At 49.5% G+C, this 16,545-nt stretch carries 15 protein-coding genes; 10 read left to right on the top strand and 5 right to left on the bottom strand.

The genetic code is table 11. From position 1 onward, the window contains the following. The first annotated feature begins 15 nt into the window (after positions 1 to 15). Together JNJ77_13895 and JNJ77_13900 are read left to right on the top strand one after the other, a co-directional pair. Positions 16 to 1,311 (top strand): metallophosphoesterase, encoded by a 1,296-nt coding sequence (locus JNJ77_13895; protein MBL8823677.1) that lies wholly within the window; start codon positions 16 to 18, stop codon positions 1,309 to 1,311. 117 nt (positions 1,312 to 1,428) lie between these two features. Beyond that, positions 1,429 to 2,352: a rhomboid family intramembrane serine protease gene (locus JNJ77_13900; GenBank protein MBL8823678.1), complete on the top strand. Its 924-nt coding sequence runs from the start codon at positions 1,429 to 1,431 to the stop codon at positions 2,350 to 2,352. A gap of 135 nt (positions 2,353 to 2,487) precedes the next feature. On the opposite strand, the gene JNJ77_13905 is transcribed toward JNJ77_13900, so the two are convergent. After that, positions 2,488 to 3,468, bottom strand: coding sequence for an alpha-ketoacid dehydrogenase subunit beta (locus JNJ77_13905; GenBank protein MBL8823679.1), 981 nt, complete (start codon positions 3,466 to 3,468; stop codon positions 2,488 to 2,490). A 109-nt stretch (positions 3,469 to 3,577) separates the two neighbouring features. After that, positions 3,578 to 4,669: a pyruvate dehydrogenase (acetyl-transferring) E1 component subunit alpha gene (pdhA, locus tag JNJ77_13910; GenBank protein ID MBL8823680.1), complete on the bottom strand. Its 1,092-nt coding sequence runs from the start codon at positions 4,667 to 4,669 to the stop codon at positions 3,578 to 3,580. 370 nt (positions 4,670 to 5,039) lie between these two features. On the opposite strand from pdhA, the gene JNJ77_13915 reads away from it, so the two are divergent. From JNJ77_13915 to lpdA, 4 genes are all read left to right on the top strand, one after another. After that, complete coding sequence (locus JNJ77_13915) at positions 5,040 to 5,894, top strand: hypothetical protein (GenBank protein MBL8823681.1); 855 nt, start codon at positions 5,040 to 5,042, stop codon at positions 5,892 to 5,894. Positions 5,895 to 6,023: 129 nt separating this feature from the next. Further along, positions 6,024 to 6,443 (top strand): TIGR03067 domain-containing protein, encoded by a 420-nt coding sequence (locus tag JNJ77_13920; protein ID MBL8823682.1) that lies wholly within the window; start codon positions 6,024 to 6,026, stop codon positions 6,441 to 6,443. A 210-nt stretch (positions 6,444 to 6,653) separates the two neighbouring features. Continuing rightward, positions 6,654 to 8,039, top strand: a complete 1,386-nt coding sequence (locus tag JNJ77_13925) for a 2-oxo acid dehydrogenase subunit E2 (protein ID MBL8823683.1) — start codon at positions 6,654 to 6,656, stop codon at positions 8,037 to 8,039. Between the two features lie 84 nt (positions 8,040 to 8,123). Beyond that, positions 8,124 to 9,566, top strand: coding sequence for a dihydrolipoyl dehydrogenase (gene lpdA / locus JNJ77_13930; protein MBL8823684.1), 1,443 nt, complete (start codon positions 8,124 to 8,126; stop codon positions 9,564 to 9,566). A gap of 22 nt (positions 9,567 to 9,588) precedes the next feature. Here lpdA and JNJ77_13935 read toward each other — a convergent pair whose 3' ends face one another. Beyond that, complete coding sequence (locus JNJ77_13935; protein ID MBL8823685.1) at positions 9,589 to 10,749, bottom strand: serine/threonine protein kinase; 1,161 nt, start codon at positions 10,747 to 10,749, stop codon at positions 9,589 to 9,591. Between the two features lie 215 nt (positions 10,750 to 10,964). On the opposite strand from JNJ77_13935, the gene JNJ77_13940 reads away from it, so the two are divergent. From JNJ77_13940 to ilvE, 3 genes are read left to right on the top strand one after another with little or no spacing between them, the layout of a single operon-like run. Further along, entirely contained in the window at positions 10,965 to 12,497 is a 1,533-nt protein-coding gene (locus tag JNJ77_13940; protein MBL8823686.1) for an FtsX-like permease family protein, read from the top strand. A 39-nt stretch (positions 12,498 to 12,536) separates the two neighbouring features. After that, a complete protein-coding gene (locus JNJ77_13945; GenBank protein MBL8823687.1) occupies positions 12,537 to 13,286 on the top strand; it encodes an ABC transporter ATP-binding protein in 750 nt (249 codons plus the stop codon). 54 nt (positions 13,287 to 13,340) lie between these two features. After that, positions 13,341 to 14,219: a branched-chain-amino-acid transaminase gene (ilvE, locus tag JNJ77_13950; GenBank protein ID MBL8823688.1), complete on the top strand. Its 879-nt coding sequence runs from the start codon at positions 13,341 to 13,343 to the stop codon at positions 14,217 to 14,219. A 46-nt stretch (positions 14,220 to 14,265) separates the two neighbouring features. Here the strand turns inward: ilvE and JNJ77_13955 are convergent, their stop codons facing one another. Next, positions 14,266 to 15,720 carry a neutral/alkaline non-lysosomal ceramidase N-terminal domain-containing protein gene (locus JNJ77_13955; protein MBL8823689.1) on the bottom strand — a complete coding sequence of 485 codons (1,455 nt, stop codon included), beginning with the start codon at positions 15,718 to 15,720 and terminating at the stop codon, positions 14,266 to 14,268. Between the two features lie 107 nt (positions 15,721 to 15,827). Next, a complete protein-coding gene (locus tag JNJ77_13960) occupies positions 15,828 to 15,989 on the bottom strand; it encodes a hypothetical protein (GenBank protein MBL8823690.1) in 162 nt (53 codons plus the stop codon). Here JNJ77_13960 and JNJ77_13965 point away from each other — a divergent pair. Beyond that, on the top strand, positions 15,988 to 16,527 hold the full coding sequence (locus tag JNJ77_13965; protein MBL8823691.1) for a methyltransferase domain-containing protein: 540 nt from the start codon (positions 15,988 to 15,990) through the stop codon (positions 16,525 to 16,527). The genes JNJ77_13960 and JNJ77_13965 overlap by 2 nt on opposite strands. Positions 16,528 to 16,545: the final 18 nt, after the last annotated feature.

Here is a 16,545-nt window from a genome sequence, read left to right on the forward strand (position 1 = left end):
CGGAAGGTATCTTGCATGCGACGCGTATTCTTGCCGTTAATAGCAGCACTCATCATTGGAACCATCGCCTATTCTGCCGGGGCTTTGCGACAGGAACCATCTGCCCCATCTGATACCGGTACCAGAACTCCCTGGACATCACTGAATTACAACAATTCCGATGAGACCTTTCGATTTGCGGTAGTCAGCGACCGCACGGGCGGACACCGTGCCGAGATATTCTCCAAAGCCGTGGCACAATTGAATTTGATGCAGCCTGAGTTTGTCTTATCGGTAGGTGATCTGATTGAAGGATACAGCACCGATCAGCAAGCCATCGCCGGCATGTGGAATGAATTTGACAGCTACATCAGCAAATTGCAGATGCCATTCTTTCATGTGCCAGGCAACCATGATGTACCTAATCTGCCCATGATCAAGCACTGGAAATCCAAGTTTGGCAAAATCTACTATCACTTCGTCTACAAAAACGTGCTGTTTCTCTGCTTGAACACGGAAGATTTTCCAGAAGGACAAAAGCAGGCTACACGCATTTCACCAGAGCAGACTGCGTATTTTGCCAAAGTACTGGAAGAGAACAAGAACGTGCGATGGACGATTGTCTGTATGCATAAGCCTGTCTGGAATGCGACGAATGCAGATGAGATTGGTTTCATTGCGTTTGAAAAACTACTCCAGGACAGGCCCTATACGATGTTTGCAGGCCACATTCACCATTACCAGAAAGTGGTCAGGCATGGACGCAATTATTATCAACTCGCGACGACCGGTGGTGGCAGCAAGCTGCGTGGCATTCAGTACGGTGAATTCGATCACATCACCTGGGTGACCATGAAAAAAGATGGTCCGGTGCTCGCCAATGTGCTTCTCAATGGCATTCTGCCTGAAGACCTGAGTGCGATACAGCCTGTTGCTGAGGAAAAGGGAGCGCCGATTCGAGATCGTAGGGAACTCGTTGCAGCATCAGGCAAAGTGCTTCTGAACGGTCAGCCCATTGAAAATGCAGAAGTAGTCTATTACTACCAGGTTCCACCCGAAGAACAGGCCAAAGTCAAAGGGCAGAAGCAGATCAGGGCCAGCGATGCGGTCACCAATGCTCAGGGTGAATTTACGTTAAGTACTTACAAGCTGTACGATGGTGCGCCACGTGGAGAATACATCATCACTGTGTTGCCATTTAAATCCAGAACAGGTCTGCCGGTCAATGCACCTGAGATCCCTGCTATCTATACCAAACCGGCGACGTCACCACTCAAAACCACCATCAAGGATGGGCGGAATGAAATAACTCTGGATTTAAAGGCGCCATAGAGACCTGTGCATCAGAAAAATTCGGTGGACACGATAAAATAAACTGCGTGCTTTCGCAGAGCGATCAACTTCTGTATAGTGTAGCACTTGGAATTGTTCAGTCTGGTTTGTGTATTCATGGGTTACCAGGATCGCGATTACTTTAGAGATGAACGTCGGCCCTTTCTGGATTTGATTCGTTCCTCCAGAACATGTTGGGTCATCATTGTCGTTGCAGCACTCTTTTATCTGCTGATTGCCTTCAGCGCTGACAGTTCGCAGCCGGTAGATGAGTACCTTCAGCTTGATTCCCAGGCCATGGTGAGCCCCTGGCAATGGTATCGCCTGTTCACTGCCGGTTTTGTGGATGATCAACCCTGGCACCTGGCGATTACGCTACTGTTGATCTGGCTCATCGGTCATGATCTGGAAGTTCAGGCTGGTTCACGTGAATTCATCAGTTTTGCATTAGTTTGTCTCGTAATCAGCAACCTGACGTTGCTGATGGTTTCCTGGTACATCCATCCAGTAAGGCATTTGCCTGCCTTTGGACTGACGGGTTTCTGTGTCGGTCTGTGGACTTGGGCAACGTGGGCTTCGCCTTATCATACCGTCAACCTGGCATTTATTCATATCCCGCGTTGGATTCTGTTTCTGTTGCTGATACTGCTGGAAGCATTTTTCTTCATGCAGTTTCAACCTGTTGCCCTTCGCCTGGCAGCATTGGTTCCACCCATGCTGCTGGCACTCATCTATGCTCAGTTCGATTTGAAACTGACCGAGTGGTACCAGACATTTTCAAGTTCAGCCAGATCGTCGCGGAAAGCTGTTGCTCATTCGGAAACTCGGAATCTGCAGGAAAAGAGAAGAGTGTTAACACGCGAAATGCAGTCTGCCTCAGAACGTAACAACACTGGAAACATGAAAATCGATGAACAATTGGAAGCCAAGCTGGATGCAGTTCTTGAAAAGGTCAGTCAAAGTGGCATGCAGAGCCTCTCGGATAATGAGAAAAAGATTCTAAAAGATGCCAGTGAAATCATGAAGAAACGCAAAAATTAGTTAAGTTTTCAAAGAGGAGTATCGGTGGCACAGACATTCCTTTCTGTGCGCACAAACAAGACGACTGTGCCACCTGATAAAGCTATGATTTTGAGATATTTTCTTACTCACCATGAAGTTTAGAAAAATCGCAACCTAGAATTCTACCGTCTTGCGAATGGCAGCAAGAATGCGCGGGACGCTGGGCAGATAACCTGATTCACGTGCAAAGAACGGATAGGGAATGTCGTAACCACAGACCCGTGCAATCGGCGCTTCCAGATGAAGCAATGCATGATCGTTGATACGGGAAATAATCTCAGAACCAACGCCACAGCTTTGCGGCGCTTCATGCACAATAACACAGCGACCTGTCTTTTTGACAGAATTGATAATCGTCTCGGTATCCATCGGCACAATGGACAAGAGATCAATCACTTCAACGGAAACTTTCAATTCGGATGCTGCCTTGTCAGCCGCCTCCAGACTTTCCTGCAGCATGGCACCGTAGCTGATGAGGGTGATATCCTTGCCTTCGTGAACCAGCTGGGCCTGGCCAAAGGGAATCGCTTCAGCGCCTTCAGGCACTTCTTCGCGAATCGCACGATAAACCCGTTTTGGTTCCAGGTACATGACAGGATCAGGATCGCGAATGGCACTCAGCAGTAGGCCATGTGCATTGCGTGGCCCGGAGGGGAACACCACTTTCAGTCCAGGCGACTGAACATAGAGTGCTTCTTCGGAATCGTTATGATGTTCGAGTGCCCTGATACCGCCACCAATCGGAGCACGCATGACCATGGGAACATGGTAATGTCCCCAGGATCGGGTGCGATAGCGGGCTGCATGGCAGTTGAGTTGATGAAAACCGTTGTGCATGAAGCCGGAGAACTGGATTTCTGCAATGGGCTTGAGGCCTCCCAATGCCATGCCCAGTGCACAACCCAGGATGCCTGCCTCGGAAACAGGTGTATCAATCACACGCTTGTTGCCGAAGCGATCAAGAAGTCCTTCGGTGACACGAAAAACTCCACCCACCTGGGCAACATCTTCACCCAGAATAACCACCTTGTCATCACGCTCCATTTCTTCGTGGAGTGCTTGATTCAGGGCTTTAACCATATTGATGACAGGCATGATGCAATTCCGTGTGGTATCTGACGCGTTGCGATTATTCGATCAATTTCAAGGGGATAATGAACAGGCCGGTTGCTGATGACAGTAACCGGCATGGTATGGAAGTTTTCTAGTGGTGCAGAGCTGCAACTTCCTCGGCGAACTCGAGTGCATGTTCCTTTTGCGCGACCAGATCCGGTGTCATCTCACTGTAAACATGGTCGAACATTTCATAAGGATTGATGGCCTGGAACTCTGCTTCTGCTTCACGAACAGCTTCCTCAATTTCGACAGCAATTTCCTGTTCCAGCTTGGTCTGCCAGGCTTCTGACCAGAGTTTTTTCTTTTCCATGTAAGCCTTGAAACGGATCATGGGGTCGCGAGGCTTCCAGACTTCCACCTCTTTTTCACTGCGGTAGCGTTTGGGATCGTCAGCGGTGGTATGAGCTCCCAGGCGGTAAGTAACACTTTCAATCAGCGTGGGACCTTCACCCTTCCGTGCGCGATCGAGTGCTTCCTTGCAGGCAACATAAGTGGCCATGAAATCATTGCCATCGACCTGTATGCCGGGGAAGCCGTAGCCGACTGCTTTTTGGGCCAGTGTTTCCGAGGCACATTGCGTGGTGCGAGGGACCGAAATGGCCCAGCCGTTGTTGATACAAACGAAGATGACCGGCAACTTGAAGATGCCGGCCATGTTACAGGCTTCGTGGAAGTCGCCCTCGGAGGAGCCACCATCCCCAAAAAATGTCAGGACCACTCCGGGCTTGTTCTGAATCTGATTAGCCCAGGCCAAACCAGCACCATGCAGCGTCTGGCTGCCAATAGCAATGGGGATTGGCAGAATTTTGACTTCAGGCGGGAAGACATTCGCTTCTTCCATTCCCATGAAGTATTGCAAAATATTCTTGATCGGGGCACCGCGATAGAACAATGCAGCAGTTTCACGGAAAGCGGGAACGATCGAGTCATCTTTGCCAAGTGCATATCCGTAACCCAGGCAACCTTCTTGCCCTTTCACACCCGGGAATGTTCCCATACGGCCCTGAGCCTGCAACTTATACATGCGGTCATCCACCATGCGGGCTTTCAGCATGGTGCGATAGAGTTCTTTCAAATCCTGATCAGGAATTTTTGGATCGAGTGCCGGGTCAACATTCCCGTCTTGATCCATGATTTGCAAATGCTCTATGGTGAATTGCTTCAGAGCGGTGCGTGGCATAGGTTCACTGTTCCCTTCTCGACCCTGGGAGAGGTTCGGCTGTTACGCCATCTCTACAATATCTGACAGGTATACCTGCACTCATGTAAGTATACGTCAGACAGTATTCAAGAGACTACTTTTTATCTCACAGAAATGCTTTTTATCCTAACCAGCACAGAAGAGCAACTCTTGCCGGTACATTCTGTCGTCAATCCTAAAGCAGGTACTTGACAAGACTTCATGAATAATACGTGCTGTGTACGAAAAGTCCGCACGACCGTAACTGGTTCTTAGCAGGTAGCCAGTCTAATTTCATGGTTATCCAGCAAGACTCTAGCCTGAGGAATGCCAATAAGTTACGATACTTCCATCAACCATTGAGGTTCCCATGATTCGAGTCGCTTGCCCAAAATGTGCCAAACCCTTGGGATTACCAGATAATGCTTCGGGTAAAAAAGTGAAATGCCCCAAGTGCCAGCAGGTTTTCCAGGCGCCATTGTCGAGCACAGCGACTGTTGCAGTTGGAAAAACAGCTGCGGAGATTGATGAAGCGACGCCTTATCTCATTCAGGAAGATAAGCCTTCACCGGAGCAGATAAAAAAATCAGCACAGGGCGAAGCAGTCGATCAGATGGTGGTAGATGCCAATCGTGTCAGACATCGAAATAAAGCTTGGGAACTGGTTGGGTTACCTGCTAAATTCATCAAACGAGCAGCGTTAAGTGCCTGTATTTTCTGGGTATTTTTGTATCTGTTTCTTACTATGGTGATTGTACTAGCCAACCACAACATGGAAGCAGCGGAAAAAACGGAAGGCTTCATAAATACCGGTGGAATTAAATCACTTCCGCGATATCTGTTCGTTCAGGACGTGATTCCCATGCTGACACCGCAGAGACTGCCTCCACTGCCATTCTGGGGCATTATCACTGGTGGGTTAGTCGTTGCGTTGCTGGTCTATGGCCTGCAGTTAGCAGGTGCAGAATCGATGAAGAAACTGGAAAACTATCGGCTTTCAATGTTCTCCATGATTGTCGGTACGCTTTCGCTAAACCTCTTTGGCATATGGGGACTACTGACGTTATTGAACAAAGACGTTCAATACGAATTCAGGGTTTCCAAGCGTCGTTCGGAAGGTAAATCAGGTGAAGAGCTCTACGAAGAAGAATTCGATGAGGACGATGAAGACGAGGAGGATGAAGAAGTTGAAGACGATGAAGAAGAGGAAGACGAAGAGGATTAATGAGGCTCAATGTTCTTCAAGAAGTTATTTGACTCGCGTCTGGTGAACATATAATGTCCACAACTTTGCTGCATGTATCGGGCTGGTCTGCCCAGATAGTGCAGCGTACATTCAATAGGAGATTGTCAAGTGAAGTGGATCGCTACATTGTCATTGGCGCTGTTTGCACTTGGTTTTTCCATTGCCCAGGATGATAAAAAGAAAGACGAAGACAAGATTCAGGGTAAATGGGAAATGACCAAGGGCGAAATGAATGGCGAAAGCCTGCCCGAAGATTTTGTGAAAGGATTTTCCCTGACGTTCACCAAGGGAAAGTTTGAAGCCAAGCTGGCTGACGGTTCTGGTGAAGAAGGTGAATTCAAACTGGATAGCGCTGCCAAGCCACATGCAACTGCCTCCTTCACAGCTAACGGCGAGACCCGAAAGGGTATCTACAAATGGGATGGCGACACTCTGCACATGTGTGTCAGTGACAAAGGTGGAGAACTGCCGAAGGAATTTGCTGGCAAAGACGGTCACTTGCTGTTTGTCCTGAAAAAAGCCAAGTAAGTTTCCATTCGACCGGTGACATCATCAACAGGCCACATGATCATTGCATGTGGCCTGAAGCTTTTCCAGCAGTGCAAAGTGAATGAACCCATTACAAATCTAACCTTATGGGCACATTGCTGCACGTTGCCCAGCACATCTACTTGAACCAGTGCGTCTGGTTCCTATCAAAACACTATCAGTGCATGGCTTACCAGCAGGAATTTACACATGGCTCAAAAAGAGTTCAAGTTGCCCGACTTGGGTGAAGGTCTCAAAGAAGGCACACTCGTGGGATGGAAGGTCAAAGAAGGGGAGACTATAGCCTCGGAACAGGCGATTGCCGAAGTGGAAACCGATAAGGCAACCACAGAGCTTCCAAGTCCTTTTGCAGGTAAGGTAGTCAAGCTACACTACAAGCCCGGTGATGTAATTCCGGTAGGCCAGGTCATTCTTACAGTTGAAGTTGCTGGCAGTACGGCGCCTGCTGCCAAGACACCAGCCAAACCTGCAGCCAAAGCAGCACCAGCCAAATCTCCAGTCGCTACCAAACCTGCCGCAGCAGAAATAAAATCACCAGCTCCTGCGGTTCCTGCAACACCCAAGGCTGCTTCTGCGCCCGCAGCTCCAGTTGTCGCACAAAAGACTTTGCCAGAAAGTTCCGCTGTACTCAATCCATCCACCATTCTGGCGGCACCGGCTACACGTAAACTCGCACGTGAAAAAGGTGTTGATCTGAAAAATGTTCGAGGCACCGGCCCTGGCGGTAGAATCACTCAGGAGGATGTCCTCTCGTTTGTCAGTGGTGGCGGGCGGGCCATGGATGATCTGATGGCTCCTATCGCAACGCATGGCGAAGGTGGTGGCCTGACATTCCCCCGACCCATGCTGCCTGACTTTTCAAGGTTTGGCGAATCAGAACGCAAGCCCGCTTCACCCATTCGCCGTCGTATCGTGCAGGCAATGACCATTTCATCTCAGGTCACCGCTGCGGTTACCTATACTGATGAAGCAGACATCTCTGCCTTGGAAAAGTTTCGAAGCGATGCCAAAGACATCACCAAGGAACGAGGCATCAAGCTGACCAGTCTGGCAGTAGTGGCCAAGGCTTGCGCTGCTGCCTTGCAGCGGTTTCCTGATTTCAACGCCAGCTACGATGACGACAAGCAGGAAGTGGTCTACAAGAAGTATTATCACATCGGAATTGCCGTTGATTCACCCGCAGGGCTCCTGGTTCCAGTGTTGCGAAATGCTGACAGCCGACCCATCAGCGAACTGGCTGGTGAAATAGTTTCATTGGCGGAAGCCGCACGCACCGGCAAGATCCAGCGGGAGCAGATGCAGGGTGGCACCTTTACCATCACCAACATCGGCGTCATTGGCGGGTTGAGTTTTACGCCTGTCATTAACTGGCCTGAAGTAGCTATTCTGGGGCTTGGTCGTACGCAGGAACGCCTGGCATTCGATACTGATGGCAAAACCATCATAGCGAAGAAAATGATGCCATTGTGTCTTACGTTTGATCATCGCTTGATCGACGGCGCTGCTGCTGCTCGCTTTGTCAACGCCATTAAAGAGTATCTGGAAAACCCGCTGTTGTTGCTGATGGATGCCTGATCTCTTGAAGTGTTCAAGTGGAATAATCACAATCGGGATGATGCTGCGCAGCGAACAGGGTGATTCTGTCAAAGGGAACGATTCATGGTTATCGGTGATTTCAAGGAACAGGTCGATGTGGTTGTGGTAGGCGGTGGGCCTGGCGGGTATGCAGCTGCCTTTCATGCTGCCGATCTCGGCCTCGATGTAGCCCTGGTGGAAGAAGATGCACGCCTGGGGGGCACCTGCCTGTTGCGAGGCTGCATACCCTCTAAAGCCATGATCACTGCAGCGGAAAAGTATCACCAGTTAGCCAGCCTGGAAAAAATGGGCATCTCCATTTCGGGCAAAGCCAGTTTCGACATCAAGAAGATGGCAGCATGGCGAGATAACGTACTCAAGGAATTGACCGGCGGCCTCGATGGTTTATCCAAGGCACGCAACATTCGACGTTTCGAGGGCAGGGGATACCTTTCGGGTCCGAATGAACTCAAGATTGCAGCTTCTGGATCGTCTCTCAAAATCCAGTTCAATCGGGCAATCCTGGCCCTGGGCAGTCGGGTTTTGATGCCCAAGCCTTTTGTGCGTTCCGAACGCGTCATCACTTCGGATGAAGCTACCAACATCGACTATCTGCCAGACAGCGTTCTGGTTGTGGGCGGTGGATACATTGGCATGGAACTCGGTGGCTGCTTTGCCTCACTGGGAAGCAAGGTTACAATTGTTGAAATGCTCGACCATCTGCTACCAGGCACCGATGCAGATATGACCCGTATCGTTCGAAAGCACATGGAAGCCAAGGGTGTACAATTCCAGCTCGAAAGCAAGGTAACGGAAGTTACTCCAGGCAAGAACAGCGTGAAGGTGACAGTCCAGGCTAAAGATGGAACTGCCACGGTATCAGAATATGATCGCGTACTGGTGTGTGTCGGCCGATCACCCAATACCGATGATTTTGGTCTGGAAGCTGTAGGTGTCAAAGTGGAAAAAGGTTTTATCAAGGTCAATGAACAGTGCCAGACTTCAGTACCACATATTTTTGCCATTGGTGATTGCACTGGTCAGCCGATGCTGGCACATCGGGCACATCGTATGGGTGCCGTTGCCGCAGAGGTTCTTGCTGGAAAGAAATCTGCATTTGACAACCGTACTATCCCAGCGGTCATCTTCACCGATCCGGAAATTGCGTACTGTGGATTGTCGGAAGAGGATGCCAAGGCCGCCGGGTATGAAGTATCCGTTGGCAAAATGTTTTTTGCCGCCAGTGGCCGAGCCAAATCGATGGATGCACAGGATGGCTTTGTCAAAGTGATTGCTGATAAGAAGACCGATGTGATCCTGGGTGTGAGAATGGTTGGTCCACACGTTTCTGAAATGCTGGCAACAGCCACGATAGCCGTGGAAAACGCGTTAACCGTGGAGGATATTACAGCTACCATTCACGCGCATCCTACGCTGGCCGAGACCTTCCTGGAAGCAACTGAAGCGGTACATGGAATGGCAGTCCATGCAGCCAGACCTCGTACAGCAGCCAAGGCTGCTCATTGATTGTTGAGCAACGGCTTAATTGCTATTTCAGCAAAAAGCCCAGCATGAACACCAGGGCCATGAGCAGCACCACATTCAGAACTACCGAGGCAATCAGCCAGGGTTTCAGAGGATTGACTAACTGAGGCAAAACTACAGTCGGGCTGCTGAGTTCTTCCTTGATCGGCTTGGGTGCAGGAGTTGGTGAAGCCTGTTCTTCTGCTTCAATGATTTCCAGAAGTCGTGCCACGTTCATGGCGTCGGGCGGCCTGTCTTTCGGATCTTTCTTCATCATCCGTTCAATAAGCCGCGAAAGTTTCGTCGGCGTATGCGGACTGACTTCCTTGACCGTAGGCGCATCCTGTGTTGCCAGCTTGGAAATCACATCGGCAACGGTTTCCCCGGGGAAGGGCAACTTGCCCGTGCATAAACGATAGAGCACAATGCCCAGACTGAAGAGATCGGAACGGGCATCCACTTTGCCGCTGGTTGCCTGTTCTGGCGACATGTAAAGCGGTGTTCCTACTATTACACCGTGACGAGTCAAACCCTGTGTTTGTTCCTGTAGGCGGGCCATACCGAAATCAAGAATCTTCACACGGAACATTTTCCGGTCGCCCCCGGTAGGGTCAGCAAGTGTTTCCAGCCAGATGTTGCTGGGCTTGATATCCCGATGAATCAACTTCATGGCATGGGCAGCAGACAGCCCTTTGGCTATTTCCCGTCCTAACCGAGTGATCTGCATAATGGAAAACTGATGATTGGTCTTGAGCAGATGATCAAGAGTAAAGCCATTGAGCAGTTCCATGGCCAGGTAAGGAATGCCTTTATCCTCACCAACCGCATGTACCAGCGGAACGTGCGGGCTTTTGATCATGGCACACAGGCGAGCTTCCCGCATGAATCGTTCTTTAACGATGTCGTCCTGAAGCCATTTCTTGTTAAGAACTTTCAGTGCTACCGGGCGATTGATAATATGATCGACGGCTTCATAAACAGTACCTACACCACCAAAGCCGATAACCTTGATAATGCGATAAGGGCCAATTTGCTTGAGATCATCAGTAACATCAGTCGTGGAAGGTGGACGATTGGCAACTTCCATATCATTAATTACCATAGTCTTTGGCTTTTCCTGATGTGCTGTTCCTTCAACAGACATCTTGGTAGTGGTTTCCTGAGGCTCTTCTTTGGGATGCGTCATCGATTCTGTTCGATAAGTGGGCAATCATCCATTTTTTTATATTACCATATTTGCAGGAATAAGCATAATATTATTATCATTTGATCCAGTTTAACTCATGTTTCATTATTTTATCATTAATTTGCTTACACTTTAATTGCATTGCTCAGTTGGCGATGACTTCCTTGTGCAAAACAGTTATTACTGAGCATCGAAACAGCTATTCAGGTTCAATCATGTACAAATATGTACTTTGCTGGCGGTATCTATGGACACGGTATTTAGCGTTAGCCAGCATTATCAGCGTGATGCTGGGGGTTGGAACCCTGGTGGTTGTTAACAGTGTCATGGCTGGTTTTTCGTCCAAACTGTTGAATCGATTTCGAGGCTTGCAGTCTGATCTGGTCGTCAAATCCAGATCGATTTACGGATTCCATGATCTCCAAGCCAAGATGAATACGATCAGGCAACGGATGGGACCTAAAATTGCTGAAATCGCTCCAGTGATTGAAGCCTTTGCGTTAGCTCAGTACAAGCTGGATCGAAGCGACATAGTTATTAAGAAGCCAATCAAGGTGATCGGCATTGATCCCATCACGCGGGCGGCAACCAGCGACTTTGCCAACTGGCTGATGCATCCTGATAACAAGCAAGATCCGTCAAAGTGCTTTGATCTGCGTGGCGATGCACTCAAAGACTTTCAGAATTTTCATCAGAACTTCTGGCGAACGCCAACCTTGCCTCCCGGCATGATGCCTCCTGAACAAACTTCAAATGGATCGAGCATCATTCAGGTTCAGGGTGAGAATAAGCCGCAGAATCAGTTGCCACCGGCGCCAGCAGCAGGCAAGCCACCAGAGCTCCCTCCTGCAAAGATGTTCGGAGCAGTGGCAGGCTGGGGGTTGGCAACCATTCGTTCACCCAAATCGGTTAACGCTGATCCCAATAACCCCACTGCTGCCGATAGGATCATTCTTCATCCAGGCGATCTCGTCAAACTCACGTTTTCGACAAGAGATGATATTGAAGGTCATGATGGTGGAACGCGGATGCAGACTTTCCATACAGCAGACTTCGTCGTGACCGATCTGTTTCGCAGCGACATGAGCATGATCGATTCCATGGTCATTTTCGTCACGCTCGAAGATTTGCAGCAACTGCAGACCATGCACAACAGGGCAACATCACTCGAAATCAAACTGACTGATTATGATCGGGATATCAATCAGGTTCTTGCAGAGTTGCATACGCTGTTTCCTGAGACCTTTTACGAAGTAAAGACTTGGAAAGAAATCGGCGGCCCGGTCATCTCGGCCATAGCAGTGGAACGGTCGATTTTGAACGTGTTATTGTTCCTCATCATTGCTGTGGCAGGCTTTGGCATCCTGGCGATCTTTTACATGATCGTCGTGGAAAAGACTCGCGACATCGGCATTTTGAAATCGCTTGGCGCCTCCAACTGGGGCATCATGGGTATATTTGTCAGTTACGGGTTGCTACTTGGTATCGTTGGCTCGGGGCTGGGCACACTTGGTGGAATCGCGTTCACCAATTACATCAATGAAATCGAAGGTGTCATTTCCAAGCTCAGTGGCCAGGAAGTGTTTCCACGCGATCTTTATTTCTTTGACAAGATTCCCGTGCAAATCAGCCCGTGGATGCTGCTGGGTGTAAACATCGGCGCCATTGCCATTGCAACCGCTGCCAGCGTGCTGCCTGCGATTCGTGCTGCCATGCTGCATCCCGTACGGGCGTTGCGGTTTGAATAGACTGCGGACTACCCAGACAATTTTTGAGAAGGCGAAACTGTGGAACATCTTTCAACAGTTGGATTGAAGAAAAGCTATCACAAGTACCGGATCGATATTCCGGTATTGCAGGGTGTTGACCTGGCGGTGGAGAAAGGTTCCTTTGTCAGCATTGTGGGAACATCCGGTTCCGGTAAGAGCACTCTGTTGCATCTCCTGGGAACTCTCGATAAGCCGGACGCTGGTGAAATCAGGCTGGAAGGCAGACGAATTGATAATCTGTCATTGCATGATCGAGATCATCTTCGCAACACGACGTTTGGATTTATTTTCCAGTTTTATCACCTGCTGCCAGAATTGACGGTGCTCGAAAACGTCTCAATCCCTGCCATGATCAGGCATTCAGCATTGGGTTGGCTGGGACGAAGCAAGACACTGAAAAAAGCTGCCCAAGCCATGCTCGAGCGTGTTGGCCTGGGGCATCGCCTGCGTCATAAACCACGCGAACTTTCTGGTGGCGAGATGCAGCGTGCAGCCATTGCCCGTGCCTTGATTTCCCAGCCGCAGATTCTCCTGGCGGATGAACCAACAGGCAATCTCGATGCGGATACCGGTGGAGAAGTTTTGCGACTTCTTCAGGAACTCAATCGCGAGGAAGGGCTGACCATCATCATGGTGACCCATAACCGCGATATGGCCCAGCAGAGCGGTAAAGTGTTGCACATGATACGAGGTCAGCTCAAGAGTGAACCTGAGGGGGGACATCATGCCTCTTCAGGAATAGAAAGACTTAAACTGATGAGTGCCTGAAGGCCTGTCAGTGAAGAGTCTGAATCGAACTCACTGACAAGCAAGGGCGACACCATGAAGGTCTACATCGACGGCAAATTCTACGACAAGAAAGATGCCAAGATTTCCGTGTATGATCACGGCTTACTCTACGGCGACGGAGTTTTTGAAGGCATCCGCGTCTACCATGGAAAAGTGTTCAAACTACGAGCACACGTGGAACGACTTTGCGACAGCGCGAAAGCCATTGGCATTAAATTGCCCTGGTCACAACGTGATATCGCGAAAGCCATTCTCGATACGGTCAAGAACAGCCCGGGATGTGAATACCTTCGTCCCATTATCACCCGTGGCGAAGGTGGTTTGGGGCTTGATCCACGCAAATGCGAAAAGCCATGCCTGATTGTGATTGCTGATACTATCAGCCTGTATCCCAAGGAATGCTACGACATTGGTTTGAACGTTGCTACTGTGGGAACCATGCGGAATCATCCAGCTGCCACGAATGCTCGTGTCAAATCGTTGAATTACCTGAACAACGTCATGGCACGCATGGAAGCAACGCTCAGCAATTGCCAGGAAGCCTTGATGCTGAACCATAAGGGTGAAGTATCAGAATGTTCTGGTGATAACATCTTCCTCGTAAAGGACGGCGAGCTGTATACACCATCGATTGATGCAGGCATCCTGGATGGCATTACGCGCCGGTGCGTTATCAAACTCGCCAGGCATCATGGCATTACCGTCCACATCTGTGCTTTGTCCCGGTTTGATGTCTACATTGCCGACGAATGCTTCCTGACTGGAACCGCTGCAGAGATTGTTCCAGTAGCTACCGTTGATGGTCGCACCATTGGCACTGGAAAAGCTGGCCCGGTTACAAAAAAACTCCTGGGTGCCTACAAGGAATTAGTCACAGAGCCAGAAGACGAGTTGAGTACTATTCCTGGGTAAAAAGTGTTTAACTCACAATAGATACAGGCAGCCTTCAGGCTGCCTGTTATTTTTTATCTGCAGATAATTGACGAAACATATCGCAGATAATGGGGGCCATTTCCGGGCCACAACTGTTTTCTTCGCCGTACTGATCTTTCTTTCTGCCATAACAGAACGGTGGCTTGCTATCCCACTGCCTTTTGGGAATGATGTAGCCAAGCTCGTCATTTGCCAGTCCGAAGAGCATTTTGTGCCTGGCCTGCATGCTACCATAGATTGATGGCTCGACGGGTGCCTGCGGGAAATCTGCACCAGGATCAACAGGATCCTGCACTTTGCCAAACACCAGTTCCGGATAGATTTCGCCAGGGATGCAAGCTATCTGCACATCGCCTAGCGTAATCAGGCTGGTTTCGGTCACCATGCAAATGTTGCCTGTAGAGTTACGAGCAGGCAATTTTTCTCCCGCCTGCAGCGGATTATCGTTCCAGCGGAACGCGTCGCGATCCAGGACTCCCAGGGTGCGTCCCATCTTGTAAAGCGGATTCGCGAGAGGTATGTAAAACTCCTGACGGTCGATTTTCAATGGCGTTAAAGATACCGGCACAGAAGCATCTACAGCACGTTCAGCTACTTTCGCCAATTGCTTGCCATACTCGATGGTCATCTCCAGCGAGTTGGCAGGCAGCAGTGTTCCCTGTTCATCACGCACCTTAAGGCCCAGCGTAGTCATCAAGCCACCAACGGTGCCGGTGAAGTATGCCACGGGGCAGCCATACTTCTTTTGCAAGGCTTCACAGCAGTAGCCAACGTAATCGGCGCTGATTTTGGTGTTCTTGTCAGCCAGGGTTTCAGGATGGCAATGCCAGTTGACGAGCAAGCCGTTGATCTGTCCCTGGGTATTTTCGAATTTGAGTACATAGAGATCTTCGTGAAACAAATACGGTTCACGTTTATCAACCAGTAGTTCCGGCGCTTTGCAGACACCAAAACGGGCTTGGGATTCAGCCAGCGATTTCTCAGCTTCCTTCACAGCCTGAATTACTTCCTGCTCAACCAGTTTCAGATACGCAGGATTGATGCCATTCTTAACAGGCGAAGGCCCCCACAAGCCAAGCGTATCTGGCCCTTCGTGGTTATGGGTGCTGCTGACAACGACGTGGGCATAGCCAGGTAGGGCGCCGCGAACATTCAGGGCATTGGGATAAAAGAAGCCCACGATATCAACTGAGACCAGGGCAAGTTTGGAAGTGCCATCATCTAGCACAACCGCACGGGCAAACAGAGGGTCTTGTATGCCTGTCGCTACTCTATTCTGCCCAAACCCAGCCATGTAGACCGGTGGTTCACCAGGGCCAACCTTGGGTGTGATATCGCGCTTGGCGAAACCGACTTTAAGTACACCACTTACCTTATTTTCTGCAACTGGACTTGCTTCAGATTCAATCAAAAGCCTAGAGCAATAAACTGCCAAGGTGATAAGTGTCAGTGCGGAAACCGAGGCGAATATGCGGATCATGTCAGTCGCTCTCCGTTATGATGTTCGATGCCATTGTAAGCCATAAGACAGTTGGATGCCATAATAGAGTTCATGATGCTTCCTTCCCCTCGACATCTTATACCCGATTATGGCCAGGCGACCCCTCGCAGGCATAGAGTGGTTATCTGGTCATCATTTGCCATCGGGATTATCTCCGTAGTTTGCTGGCGCGTTTCAGCTTCATTACCAGAATCGTTTGCCATCGTTTGTCCGTACATATGCATTGCATCTTTAATCGTAATTGCCATGTTCGAATTCCTGAAGCAGCGTTATCAACTAAAACTCTTCCGGATGAGAAAAGAGGTCGTTGATGCAGTCTTGCTGAAAGGCGAAGAGCAGGTTCTTGTGCTGTATTCGGGTCTTGGCTTCATAGTTTCCAGTCTGGCACAGAAAATAACAACAGGCCGGGTAGTAGGCATCGATCCACGATATGCATCAAGCCAAAATGACATGGCTATTACCAATGCCGAAGAGAATGTCAGGCGAGAAGGTGTTGCTGAGAAGGTCGAACTTTACAGTGATGAGCTATCGCCCCTGCCACTTCCAGATAATCGCTTTGATGTTGTTGTGATGATGGAGACAGAAGCATTGGCAATGAAACTAATCAATGCAGACGAGGTGATTCGTGTGATGAAATCGGGAGGAAAGTTGTACATCAATTACAACCCGGCAACAGAAGCTATCATTGCCACCATGCTGCTGCATGGGTTTTCGGAGCACTCCGAAGCGAGATTGGTGCATTCACCAGGCAACCCGATACTGCTGTTGTGCCTGCAGAAACAATAAGATAACGGAAGTAACCGC

The organism is Planctomycetia bacterium, from assembly GCA_016795155.1.
Classification (GTDB): domain Bacteria; phylum Planctomycetota; class Planctomycetia; order Gemmatales; family HRBIN36; genus JAEUIE01.